The sequence below is a fragment of the Mucilaginibacter sp. Mucisp86 genome (assembly GCF_047324315.1).
Lineage (GTDB): Bacteria > Bacteroidota > Bacteroidia > Sphingobacteriales > Sphingobacteriaceae > Mucilaginibacter.
In genome coordinates this window covers 4936818-4950155 of sequence record NZ_CP168503.1, presented here as the reverse complement: position 1 = coordinate 4950155, position 13338 = coordinate 4936818, and the positions used below count along the sequence as shown (strand labels likewise).

Genomic DNA, 13338 nt, shown 5'->3' with positions numbered 1-13338 from the left:
ATAAAAATTTACGGCTAACTTTAAGAAAATGCTTCGCCATGAAAATGATTCCGGTTTTTAAATGCCGCAACCTGCGGCAAGCTGTTGTTTTTTATACCAATGTACTTGATTTCAGGCTCAAATACCCTGAAGCTACAGCTGATGACGGCGTTATTGACCTCATAAGCGAATTTGGAGAGTTACAGTTAACCGTATATGAAAGTGACCGTTTGTTTGGCTCTGTAATAAATGTTTGGATAGATGATGTGGACAGCAGGTTTAAATATTATGTTTCGCGCGGATTGGACACCTCTGCAAAAAAAGAATCACCCGTTCACCAGGGGCCAACTGACCAAAGCTGGGGAACGCGCGAGTTTTATGTTACCGACATTGATGGCAATACACTTCGTTTTTGCCAGCCACAACGGTAATATCTATTGAATTATTTTAACCGCGGCAGGCGCATTAATGGTGGTTTTCACTTTTCCATTAGCCTGCTTAACATGTTTAATCTTTATAATGCCGTAAGGGGTTGGATAAGTACCTTCAGCAAAACTCAGATCGCCCAAATGGGGCTCGATCTTAATCACCTTGCAGCCGGGGGCTATTACCTTTACACCCAGCACATACTCCGTTAGCCAGGGCGTTGGCCCCGACGCCCAGCCATGCGAAAGGCTATGCCTGAAACCTTTATAGCAGTAAGCGCCGTAATCGCCGTGGATATCTTTTTTACCATCGGGCACCAGCTCATCTATTCGCGAAGTGTTAGGTAGCCAGTCGATATTAAAATCCTCCCAAAAAGTCGTAGCGCCAAGGTTAAGCATCGGCCCCCAAAAATTGCGGATAGCCTCAATACCGCCCTGGTAATCGCCAGCTTTGGCTTTGGCCAACAACATATAATAACCAAAAAAGGTAGAATAATTATGCACCCCTCCTGCCGAAAGGATCTCGTTTGCCTTTTGAGCAGGCAACAAACCCGACAAGCCCAGTAAAGCTGCCGCCTGCTTGGAACCATTGGCGTCGGGCACATTGGTTTTAAGTTTGGCAACGGCGGCTTCGCATTTTTGTGCTGTAACGGGTTCGTTCAGTATTTTACAAAGCTCTGCACCTGCATTAAGGGTCATTACCAGCATCGCTTGCAAGCCGGCATGGATAGCAGGTTTATTTTCGCTCGATGGCCAGTCTAAAAATCTGCCAGCCCCTTCCAGCTTTTCACTTCCGTTGTCATCAATCTGTACTGCGTATTGGTTTAGCAACTTTACAAGATAAACTTTTTGTTGTTGCAGATATTTTAGGTTGCCGGTGTGCATATACCAATCGCGCTGGATCAGGATCCACCACATAGAATACGATACCATACCGTTCATATACCCAGGCAATGGGGTAATATCACGGGCAAGGTCAAGGCTTTTAGGAACCACTGCATTATCGCCAAACACAGCGGCAATGGTTGATGTTTCGGGATGCATATCGCCTACCCATACCAGCCTGTCGCGCTTGATGCCATCCCAAAGGTAATCCTGCATATTGAGATGCACGGTATAAGCGCCGGTAAGCCAGATCTTGTTGAGCAGGGTATCACTGCATTTAAATGAGCCCAGGTAAGGGATATCGCGGTAAATAAAAATAGCCCGTGCTTCTTTCAGCTTAAGCTGGCTGTTATCGTCTACCAGGTCTATCCGCACAAAACGAAAACCGGTATTGCCAACTTCCAGCTTACCCAACCAGGGTAGTGACACTATCATATCGCGCATGGCATGGTCATTCGTAGCCCCCTTTATGGTATCAATATTTGACATAGCTTCGCTTGCCGACTCGCCAAAACGGATGCGAACCCTTACCGGCTTGCCGCCTCTTGACTGGTCGGTTACTAATTGTAAACCGCCATGTAGTTCCTTGCCAAAGTCAAGTAGCAAACCTGGTTTACCTTTTTCATTACTTTGGAGGATACAAAGATCATTACCCGAAAGATCAGCCTGCCCGGTGCCCAGTTTCAGCAACTTTTCGGCATTTGTGATATTACTTGCTGCATCAGGTGATTTCCATAAGATGCGTACAGGCGATAAGTATTTCCGTACTGTTTCTGTCGATTGTGCTTCGGCAGATCGTTTGGCGTCAAAAACCGGCGGCAGTTTTTGGGCTTTGCAGATTGCGCCAGCAATGGCTAATATGAGTATGGAGAGGGTTTTCTTCACGTGACAATACTTTTTTAAATTCTTCGATACTACTTATCTCCTTAACTGCCTAATAAAAAGACATTGAAAGGACTAAAATCCATGTCATTGCGAGGAGGAACGACGAAGCAATCGCATGCTATACAGAGCGGATATGCTTCCGTGCGATTGCCTCGCTTCGCTTATAATGACGTAATTGTAAGTTATTGATTATTAAGTATGTTTTTTTTGATAATTTTTATGATATGGGCGTTGCCTGCGGCCCGTGCTATGCGCTTATACTGCACAAGGCATTAGCCACAAGGCCGGTATCCGCTCCTATCACTAACGCGGCCGCCGCACACCACCGCCCAAATATATTTTATACGTCATCACGTTTTTTTTCAGGATTCCCCTGATGGTTCCTCAATGACATCGTTATGTTTATATTCTCTCTCAATACACAACCGATTTAATAGTCACCGGCCCGGTCAGCCCCGAAGCTTCAAGCGCACTTTCGGGTTTATAAGGGTTTACAGTTGTCCAGGTGTGGCGTTCATTTGGTTGCAATTTGCTATCGCCAATTAAACGGTTAACCCAGGTATTTACTACTTCAATATCTACCGTATTATTACCGGGTTTAAGTGCAGCGGTTACATCGAGCTGATAAGGAGCCGTCCATACGCCGCCCACAACAATGCCATTTACCCTTACTTTGGCCATGGCCTTTACCTGTCCAAGATCAAGCAACAAGTGTTTGTTCTTTTCAAGCCGGGCGATATTAAATGTATTATGATAAACCGCCGAGCCCGAATAGTATTTAATATCCTCCTCCGGCCTCAACGTCCAATCTACCAGTTTATCAAAGGTAACCGGGTTGACAGGCCCCCATCTTTTAACATCAAAAGTAACCTGCCATGGTGTATTTACCTCAACCAAAACCTGCTGATCAGGAAAGTTTTCACCCTTAACCGGATTTGAACTGGCAGGCTTCCTGAATATTATAAATGCACTTTCATATGCAGCCAGTTTCAAAGGCACAGTTGTAATACCGGTGCCCTGTTTATAATTGAGCAGGTTACGGCAGTTGCCGGTTGTTGCATCCCAAAGTTCGGGCGCTTTCCCTTTCGCCCTAAAGGCAGCATTAATATCGATATTTTGCGCAGTTTGGTTGGATATAAAATACATGTCGCCATCAGTTAGTTTGCGATGGATAAACAACGCCTGATCAACAGTATTAAACTTACAATCTGGTACAACTTTAAGCAAATCAAGCGCCTGTTGCATATCCACGCCGTTAATCACCAATCCTTTGCCATATTGATGCGTTTTCACCGAAACACTATCGATGTTGCCCCAAAGTACCGAAGCCATTTTTTTGATCTCAGCATCGGCAGTAGCGTAATTTTGTAAACTTGGTGAACGCTCCGGTTTAGAGCCCAATATAGCTAAGCCATCGTTAACCAGCCTGGTTATAGTCTTTAGCAATTCGGGCCTCATGGTGGCCAGTTTTGGTAATACCAACAGCCTGTAGCTCATACCACCCGGCAGTACCAGCTTACCGTTCACTACTTTTGCCCTCCCATTCAATACTTCCGCATTAATATAATCAAATGAATAGCCTTGCGGCAGTTCGGGGTCGCGTATGCCTGTCATTTTTGGCGCATCTTCACCTATAAAATAGGCTACATCGGCAACGTAGTTACCCTGCCTCAGCATATAGTTACAGCGTTTGATATAACTAATGAACAGATCCATATCATAAAACCACGTATTGTTGCGGTTAAACTCATTACCGAACCATGCGTTTGATCCTGGCACCCTGTTGTCGGCGAGCTGGGTTACATACACATGTAATAAAGTATTATTAATACCCTCAGTAAAAAAACGGTCGCCACGCTGTTTCATCAAAGCTGGATAACGCGAAAACGGACCACCGGCACAGGTAAATGATTCGGCAGAAACCTTGGTTTTACCATAAATATGTGCCGAAGATGAAGCTGCCCTGTTTTCGATATTCCCCAAATCACCTTCGCTCCAAAACTCTCCCCCTATTTCATCCGATTGTCCACCGTATTGTAAAAACTCGCCCGGGAAGCCCCAGTGCCCGTAATTTTCGAGCCAGGTGGTAAGCCCATGCTTATGGCTTGCATCTCGCAACCCGCCAACATACTCGTAAGCAACTTTATCGGCAACAAAACGCCGCAAATCCCATAAAAATCGGTCGCTTTGATCCTGGCTGCCTACCACACTGCCATTTAGTGCCGGCAGGTAAGGTAAAGCATCGTAGCCATATTTCGCTTTAAAGTTTTTGAGCATATCGTCCGTCCAGTTTTGGCTGCCTGTTTCATAACTATCTTCAACAGTTACTTTAAAGCTTTTGCGGTCGGCCGCGGGAATGCGTTTCAGGATCTGTCCCAGGAAAGCGTCAAAATGTTCTTCGATATGCTTTTTGCTCATTTTGTCAATTTCGAGACCACGACCTTCGGGCGGCGCCGGGGCATTGGTAACCTGAGTTGGTGTCATACCAGTGCGCATGATGATCCAATTGCCAGCAGGTACATCCCATTTCAGGGTGCCATCGGCCTGCATATATTTGGATATATCGATAACCTTTTGCGGATCGATCACATATTGTTGGTCATCAATTACCGGCTGCGGTTTCCATTGATATTCTTTCCAGTATGGCAGCGGCGTTTGAAACATTTTAGCCAAAGTTTTTTCGGCATAGTTCTCTACATGGGGCAACGCCGAAATTTTAAGCTCAGCTATATCGCTCCCCTGCGAACCATTGTTAAATACAATCCTGAAACTTTGGCTTGTTGTGGCAGGGATAGAAACAGCGGCGGGCGAATAAGGATTAAACCCTACGTTTAAATTGGTGTTGCTCCTGTCAATCACAAAGTGTTTAACAGTTTGATAATTGCCGGCGGCATCGCGGGCCTGGATATCGCCTTCAAACCTTAGCGCCTTGTGCGCCGGGTAAAACACAAAACTTCTCGCCGTATATGGCGAAGCGGCATCGATAGTTACAGTGGGCTTTGGATCGTTAGGAATAGTGTATATCGTATTTTGATCACCGTCGATCAGGTTGTTAGCGTGCGGATCAACAGGTAAGGAACTGATAAATGAGCTCACCATATGTTCACCATAGCCCACCGGCGCTGGAAACGCGATTACTCTTACATCCTGAAACTGCTTTTGAGGCTGCTCCAATTTCTTATCAAGGCTAACCGGACCTTTTACCGTCAATGATGACGAAGTGAGGTACCTCATAGATTGCTCCGGCTTAACCCAGGGCCCGCCCGACTGGCTCCAACCCGGGCCATTAAAGATGCCGATATCTATATTGAGCCGGGTAGCAGTTTTAAGCGTTGTATGCATGATATCCCACCACTCATCCGAAAACAATTTTACTTTTCCATAAGGAATTTCATCCAACCCGATATTACCGATAAATGCCCGGTTGATGCCTATCTTTTTCATCGATTCAAGATCTTTAACAACACCCTCCTTAGAGACATTTCCGGAGATCCAATACCAGTATACACTTGTTTGAACAGAATCGGGAGTGGTTTTAAAACCGCTGTAAAGTTTATCTTGTTTAATGGTTTTGGTTTGAGCAAAACTTTTGGTACTTAAACCAAGGGCATTAAACATGAGCAGTATGACTGCGGTTTTTTTATAGATATTTTGCATCAGGAAGATTAGAATGTTTTCAACCACCCAACCCACAGGTCCGGATGATAAGGCTTTGTACGTGAAAGCTGCTAAGTTTATAATTAAAACAATACTAAAGTTTTCATCATGATTTGGCATCCTGTACTATCTTGTCTTAAAAATATATGATGTTATCGAACCAAAATAACATCTTTACATACCTGATGGTTGACTGATGAACGACTGAAAAAGCACCATCCCGTTAAATTGCCCGATTTTAGTAAAAGCGTAGCTGTTTATGGAAAACTACACTATAGTTATATTTATCCTTGCTGTGATGATCGGACTGTCGGCCCTGGCCGATAAAGTAAAACTGCCTTATCCAATTTTACTGATCGTAGCAGGTATCGCGGTAGGTTTTGTTCCGTCTATCCCCGATATTGAGCTTAATCCCGAAATTGTTTTCCTGATATTTTTGCCGCCATTGCTGTATGATGCCGCTTTCAATATTTCCTTTCAAACATTCAGAACAAATATTAATACCATAGGTACGCTGGCTATTTCATTGGTGTTTATTACGGCTTCGGGCATTGCAGTATTAGCCCATTACATTATACCGGGTATGACCTGGCCGCTGGCTTTTGTTTTAGGTGCTATCCTTTCGGCTACGGATGCGGTGGCAGCCATGAGTATTACTAAAGGCCTTGGTTTATCACATAGCACTAATACCATTTTAGAAGGCGAGAGCCTTGTGAATGATGCATCGGCATTGGTAGCCTATCGTTTTGCTGTTGCATCTGTAACGGGTGCTGCCTTTATATTCTGGCGGGCAACATTGGATTTTTTTGTACTGATGGCCGGTGGATTTCTGGTTGGTTTGGTGATGGGGAAAATACTGGCGTTCATTATTAAACGGGTGCATAAAAATGATCTGGTTACGATCAGCTTTATGCTCCTGATGCCTTTTGTAACTTATCTTGTTGCCGAGCACGTTCACGTATCCGGCGTTATTGCTGTGGTTATTTTAGGGTTGAGTATTGCCCGTTTCAGCGCCAAAGTTTTCCCCGAAAAACTAAAACAACAATCCAAATCAATCTGGGATATCATAATCTTTTTACTAAACGGGCTGATCTTTATTTTTATCGGTCTGCAATTCCCGTATGTGATCAAAAGCATCCCGAAAGCGCAGGTTTGGCCTTATGTGGGTTACTCCTTTTTGATCACTATTGCTGCGCTGGCATTACGGATGGTGCGTGTTTTTCTTCAGAAAGTAAACCTGCAAAATGCCTTCAAAAAAGGAAAACATAAAATAACTGAAGATGCCCTGCTTGATTTCAAAAGCAGCCTCATCATCAGTTGGTCGGGCATGCGTGGGATAGTATCATTGGCTATTGCCATTGGTTTACCTGCCACGTTGGCCGACGGCAATCCTTTTCCTGAACGAAATGCTATTATATTTATTTCGGTTGTCGTGGTGTTGTTTACGTTAATTGGCCAGGGCCTTAGTTTACCCTGGCTGGTGAAAAGGCTAACCAAGGAATACCCCTCAGCATCAACTAACCTATAAAAAACTGCTGACTAACGATTTTTCCCATTTCAACTTTATAAACGCATATTTCTTCAACAGTTTTAGTTCCCTGTCCTTTTGCAGTGAAATGCATGGAAAAAACCAGACTGAAATAACTTCCGGCAAAAATGGGCTCAGATACATTAACGCTATGAATTTCAGCATTTGCAAGAAACCGGTTTTCATATTCTATTAAACTCGTAAGGCCGGTTATCGGCTCATTTTTATTGACGGGATCGATACTTACGGCATTATCAGCGTATAACTCAGTATAGGCTTCAACAAATTTAAGCTCATTGCATAATGAAGCTAAGCGATTGGCAATTTCTGTTATGGTACTCATTGTGTTAGATGTATGTTGATGATATGAATCGGCAGTAATAGTATGTCAATTTTCACAACATGCAATTACCAAAAGCAAAGAATGATACAGAAATGATATAAAAACATGCGGCACCGGCCGGCTTCATCAAGTCGATTTTAAATTAAATGATATCAGCCTAACGAATAACTATAAAGGCAAACTAAAATAAAACGACGAGCCTTTACCATACTCGCTATTTACTCCAACCTCTCCCCCATGGCTTTCAATGATCTCACGTGAAAGGTACAGGCCTAATCCATATCCTTTTGCTCCGGAAGCGTTTTCATGATGAATACGGGAATAGCGGCAGAACAATAGTTTTTGATCAACCAGTTTAATCCCCCTGCCTTTATCCTCCACGGTAACAATAGCTTCTCCATTAATTGAGCTGCAAGCCAGCGCAATTACACTTTTTACCGGCGAGAACTTTACCGCGTTATTTACATAATTTACTAATACCTGCGCCAGTTTGTCGTAATCAGCAGTAACCCAAACAGCTTTTGATACTTTCAGTTTGAACTTACTGTCTGGATAAAGTACCATCATATCAGTTGCCACATGCTTTACCAATTCGGCCAGGTTAAAACTGCTTTTTTGTAAGGTTAGCTTTGCATCCTGAACCTGTGATAACGTTAAAAAATTATTGATCAACTGCGTCATGCTCACCGTTTGCTGATCCGCTTTGAGCATTTTATCCTCCAACTGTTTGTTGTTTTCCATCCGGGCAACACGGGCTGTATTTTGAATATATAACTTAATGGTACTTAATGGCGTACGTAATTCATGGTTAAGGAACGCCATCAAATCATTTTTGCGGATCTCTTCCTGTTTAGCCGCCGTAATATCAGTTAGGGTTCCCATCATTTTCATAGCCAATCCATCACTACAATAAAGCTTTCCGGTTATTTTAAGCCAGCGGCTATGACAACCATCGATAGTATTTATATGCAGCTCGGTTTCAAATTCCCGCTGGGTACGGCATGCCGATTTAGCCGTATCTAAAACATGCTTTTGGTTCCATTGTATCAACTTTTGCATCAATACTCCCAATCCAAAAGTGCTGCTTCCCTTCATGCCCAAAAAGCCACTGGCTACGGGGCATAAATGAAACTTTTTACTGTAAACTCCATAACTCCACATACCTATCCCTGCCGAAGCCAGCATATTGGTTATGGCCATTTCGCGGGTATGTGCCTTTTCGGAAATATCAACCAAAAAAGCGTAGGGATTTAAAACCTTACCCGGAAAAATCGGCTCAATAAAATTACCGGGATTGCCAAATGCAGCGAGCTGGGCGTTGGTTTTGGTTAATTGTTGTGGGGTTGCGATTAATGTTGCCATAAGCTTTGAGCGATAGTTTTTGTTATTATAAAACTAAGGCTCCTGTTAAACCCATCGCTATGGGATTCGTTGAACGGGCAAAAACTGTCGGTGAAGGGCTGGTGGATTTAGGCAGGTATATTTTGAACCTTTTAGAAATTGTAGAGACGCATAATTGCGTCTTACACTGGCCGAAGTTACGCTACCGCTAAACTTCGGCCAGTATACGGCAGACGCATGTGATGCGTCTCTACAATAGAAAACCTACACCAGCGTACCATAAAAATGTTTGGCATCATCAATGGCATTCAGGCATACCGCTGTAATATCATTGATGAGCCTTAAAGTTTCGGTATCGGCTGTGGTCGCCTGTTCAAGCTCGTCCAAATCGGCTTCCAATGTAGGAAGCAAGCCCATAATGGCTACCGTTGTTTTCATGTTGTGCGCAATGTCTTTCAGGCCGGTAAAATCTTCGGCACTGAACATATTTTTAAGCGCGCTCACATCAGCTAAAGTAAGTTCAATAAATTGTGAGGTAACCAGTTTCTCATACTCAATATTACCCTTACTGATCTCTTTCATATAATTGAGATCGATAAACCGGTAATTATACTCATTAATAACAGCCTGACTTTCCGAACGCGACGCTCCGGGTACAAACTTCACGATCAGTTTAAACAGGTCATCGTCATTTACCGGTTTGGCAATGTATTCATTCATACCGTGGCTCAGGCATTTTTCGCGCTCGCCGGCCATGGCATGGGCTGTCATGGCAATGATAGGTATCTCCAGTTTAAGGTCGTTGCGAATATGATAGGTTGTTGTATATCCATCCATCTTCGGCATTTGGATATCCATTAGCACAACATCGTAAGCTTCCGATTTTAGTTTGCTAATCGCTTCCTCGCCATTTGATACTACATCAAACCCGGCATCCCATTGCGTAAGCATATGCTTCATGAGGCTTTGGTTCATGATATTATCATCAACTACCAAAATATTTAAGTCGTGGCTTATTTTCACTTCCGAATCCAACGCTTCTTCGTCAATGTGCCCGGTAACCTGATTATCAGCAATAGTGTATGGGATATAAAAATTAAACTCGGTGCCTTTTCCCGGTTCACTGGTTACCTCTATTTCTCCAAGTTGCAAAACAACCAGGTCTTTAACTATTGAAAGCCCAAGCCCTGTACCGCCGTAGCTACGGGTAATAGAATCTTCGGCCTGGTTAAAACGCTCAAATATGGAGGTCAGCTTGTCCTTTTGAATACCGATACCATCATCGGCCACCCTTATGCCAAGCTTAATTGTTTTATCACTTATCTGTTTGTTGTAAACCTCTACCCTGATACAACCACGCTCGCTAAACTTCAAAGCATTACCTATCAGGTTTACCAAAATTTGGGTTAAACGTGTCGCATCTCCAATAAGCGTATCGGGCACATCCTGTGCTATTTTATTACTAAAAATAAGCCCTTTTTCTTTGATCCTTTCATTAAACAATGTTTCGATAGAATCTATCAAACCGCGTACACTAAACGGCGAATGTACAATGCGCATCATGCCCGCCTCAATTTTTGACAGGTCGAGGATATCATTAATAATCGCCAGCAGGTTTTCCCCTGCCTTTTGAATCGAGCCGACAAATTCGCCGGCATCGGCATCAATTTTACGGCGTTTAAGCAAATTGGTAAAACCCAGTATGGAGTTAAGCGGTGTACGGATTTCGTGGCTCATATTGGCCAAAAAATTCTCTTTGATAAGCAGCGCCTCACGTGCGGTTTTTTCCGAATCGTTAAGTCTGTTGATCAGCCTGTTTTGCTGCCTGAACTGGTTTACAATAAACCAGCATAAAGTACCGCCGCTTAAAAACATGAATATCATGAGCATATTGCCATACATACGGGCCCGGGTACTGTTATGGATAACAGCCACACTAAGCTCATCCATCATTTTTTGACGATTGTCATAAATCTTATGCGTTATATCAGTGATTTCGTTGGAGATGCGGCGGGCACGCGGGTTAGCTATAAAACTGGTATCATTCATATTACCCGTTTTATAGTAATGCTTCAGTAAATCATTCTTGATCCTTACTTTTTCATCGGCTAAAATATTGAGCCTGTCGAGGTACTGTTTAACCATGGGGTTGTGGTTGCCGCCACGAAGCGAATCAAGATAGTCTTTAACAGCCTTGATCTTGGCATCAACACCTTCCAGGTGTGAGATATCATCTGTTGCAATAGCTGCCCTGATACGGGCCTCAACCCCCAGCAGGTCGCGGTCAATTTCGCGCAGGTGGTTACTGGTATGCAGTTCGCGCAGCAGGCTTTCATTACCCTTACGCATCGACTGCATGTTTTGTGAAAAATTATACTGAATAACCAGCAGCAAAATTGTACCTGCAACAAATGATGCCAGTATGAGATAAGCAAACTTTTTATTAGCCATTACTGATGACGCTGAACGCATTGGTGACAAGTAAATATGCAGGTGTTAAATTTATTCTAATTACACAAATCGTTCAACAAGGCAAAACAATCGTTAAACCGCACCAGCCTATCGATAGCTAAAAAACGTTCATCCGGTTGTTCAGCGTTTTGCGGTAAGCATCAGCAACGGGCAAAAACTTGCCGGCAATCACCAGGCCCCCGTCCTGCAGGGTGTCAATTTTATCGAGTGCAATAATGTATGAGCGGTGTACCCTGATAAATTTTGATGATGGCAGTTTTTCTTCGGCCGACTTTAGCGTACCATGTATGGCGTATTCTTTTTTGGGGGTATAAAATTTAACATAGTCGCCCATAGCTTCGGCATACAAAATATCATCGAGCATCAGTTTGCGGGTGATATTTGAATCTCGTACGAAAATAAACTCGTCGTTTTTAAGCGGCGCATCTTCTTTACGGCTTTCCAGCACTTCACGCGCTTTGTTAACGGCTTGTAAAAACCTGCCGGGCGTAACGGGCTTAACCAGGTAATCGGCTACATTGAGCTCAAAGGCCTCAACCGCGTATTCTTTTTTTGAGGTAGTAAAAATTACAACAATATCCTTGTTTTTAAGGTTACGGGTAAGTTCTAAACCATCCATTCCGGGCATTTCGATATCCAGGAACAGGAGGTCGACATTTTGGTTCTGAAGATGATTATATGCCTCCATGGCCGTGCAGTACTCGCAAATAACATCCAGGTCATTAACCTGGCCGGCCAAGTGGCTTAATGTAGCGCGGGCAATGGGATTATCATCAACAATTAAACTTGTCATGTGCAGGATGAATAATATTGCTAAGATAATCATTTTACTTTTCGCTCATGACCTCCCGTTTGCATCCGGGAGATCATTTGAGCCAAAAAGCGGTTATTTAAAAACGGGGATCTTATCTGAAATGTGACCTAAGCATCCAGGCCATTCCTTCGTGGGTTTCCATCAGGCCGGTAATAAAATCACTGGTACCTGCATCATTATATTTGCTAACAAAAGGATCGATATTACCGCGGATAAATTCGATGATGCTTTCATGGTCTTCAAGCAGCTCTTTCAAAAAGCCTAGGCTATCATTTTTATGATCAAGCTTTTCGGTTAAATGAGTAAGTTGTAATAACTGGGTTAAAGTAGCAGGCGCGTAATGACCAATTTTGCGGATCCGTTCAGCTACGCTGTCCATTATTTCGTCAAGCTCATTGTATTGCTGCTCAAAAAAAACGTGCATAGAGTGAAAGTCCGGACCTTCAATATTCCAATGGGCATTACGGGTTTTGGTGTACAGTACAAATTCGTCGGCTAATAATTTGGCTAACTGATCTGAAACGGCCTGGCGGTCGGCTTCGTTAATTCCGATGTTTGTTTTCATGATATTGTGTTTTTTTGTGGTTGATAGCTCTTTTGTTTTATAACTTACTCATATTTTGATGGATGAGTATAATTACTAAACAGCCTTTTCACTGGGCAATATAGCGTAAATGCTGTTACCTCAAGGTAAAATATTACAGGGGCAATGATAATCATGGCATGAGTATGATAATTCCAGTCAATAGATGACAGTACGGGCATAGTAAACACTAAAGCCCCGCGAATCACTGCCTCTGTAGTGCTCAGGTTTTCCGGGGAATCATCGGGAAAAAACCGCTTCAAAAAATTATCTAAAACGGGTTGTGAATACCTAGCCGTCGGCTGTACCGAAGCTTTCTTCAGTTCGGTGTCTGCTTCGTGGGTCTTGTTTTTAGCAAGGTCTCTTGGATCGGGTGGTAACTGCAATGTTTTCATGGCACAGCTTTAAAGGTTATGACATAAAATT

The 13338-nt window shown here is 43.3% G+C and carries 10 protein-coding genes; 2 read left to right on the top strand and 8 right to left on the bottom strand.

Going from position 1 to position 13338, the window contains the following annotated elements:
* The first annotated feature begins 38 nt into the window (after positions 1 to 38).
* Entirely contained in the window at positions 39 to 410 is a 372-nt protein-coding gene (locus tag ACEN9X_RS20870; protein ID WP_413666970.1) for a VOC family protein, read from the top strand.
* Positions 411 to 413: 3 nt separating this feature from the next.
* On the opposite strand, the gene ACEN9X_RS20865 is transcribed toward ACEN9X_RS20870, so the two are convergent.
* Both ACEN9X_RS20865 and ACEN9X_RS20860 read right to left on the bottom strand, forming a co-directional pair.
* Complete coding sequence (locus ACEN9X_RS20865; RefSeq protein WP_413666969.1) at positions 414 to 2174, bottom strand: alpha-L-rhamnosidase C-terminal domain-containing protein; 1761 nt, start codon at positions 2172 to 2174, stop codon at positions 414 to 416.
* Between the two features lie 414 nt (positions 2175 to 2588).
* On the bottom strand, positions 2589 to 5951 hold the full coding sequence (locus ACEN9X_RS20860; RefSeq protein ID WP_413666968.1) for a glycosyl hydrolase: 3363 nt from the start codon (positions 5949 to 5951) through the stop codon (positions 2589 to 2591).
* A gap of 139 nt (positions 5952 to 6090) precedes the next feature.
* Between ACEN9X_RS20860 and ACEN9X_RS20855 the strand changes: the two genes are divergently transcribed.
* The gene (locus ACEN9X_RS20855) at positions 6091 to 7359 is read left to right on the top strand and encodes a Na+/H+ antiporter (protein WP_413666967.1); all 1269 of its coding nucleotides are present in this window, start codon (positions 6091 to 6093) and stop codon (positions 7357 to 7359) included.
* Here ACEN9X_RS20855 and ACEN9X_RS20850 read toward each other — a convergent pair.
* The 6 genes from ACEN9X_RS20850 to ACEN9X_RS20825 all read right to left on the bottom strand — a co-directional run bounded on the left by ACEN9X_RS20850 (position 7349) and on the right by ACEN9X_RS20825 (position 13307).
* Complete coding sequence (locus tag ACEN9X_RS20850; RefSeq protein WP_413666966.1) at positions 7349 to 7702, bottom strand: SnoaL-like domain-containing protein; 354 nt, start codon at positions 7700 to 7702, stop codon at positions 7349 to 7351. The genes ACEN9X_RS20855 and ACEN9X_RS20850 overlap by 11 nt on opposite strands.
* A 168-nt stretch (positions 7703 to 7870) precedes the next feature.
* Positions 7871 to 9064, bottom strand: a complete 1194-nt coding sequence (locus ACEN9X_RS20845) for a sensor histidine kinase (RefSeq protein WP_413666965.1) — start codon at positions 9062 to 9064, stop codon at positions 7871 to 7873.
* A 243-nt stretch (positions 9065 to 9307) separates the two neighbouring features.
* Positions 9308 to 11515, bottom strand: coding sequence for a response regulator (locus tag ACEN9X_RS20840; protein ID WP_413666964.1), 2208 nt, complete (start codon positions 11513 to 11515; stop codon positions 9308 to 9310).
* A 97-nt stretch (positions 11516 to 11612) separates the two neighbouring features.
* On the bottom strand, positions 11613 to 12308 hold the full coding sequence (locus ACEN9X_RS20835; protein WP_413666963.1) for a LytR/AlgR family response regulator transcription factor: 696 nt from the start codon (positions 12306 to 12308) through the stop codon (positions 11613 to 11615).
* A gap of 112 nt (positions 12309 to 12420) precedes the next feature.
* A complete protein-coding gene (locus ACEN9X_RS20830) occupies positions 12421 to 12894 on the bottom strand; it encodes a Dps family protein (RefSeq protein WP_091214541.1) in 474 nt (157 codons plus the stop codon).
* 44 nt (positions 12895 to 12938) lie between these two features.
* Entirely contained in the window at positions 12939 to 13307 is a 369-nt protein-coding gene (locus ACEN9X_RS20825) for a hypothetical protein (RefSeq protein ID WP_413666962.1), read from the bottom strand.
* Positions 13308 to 13338: the final 31 nt, after the last annotated feature.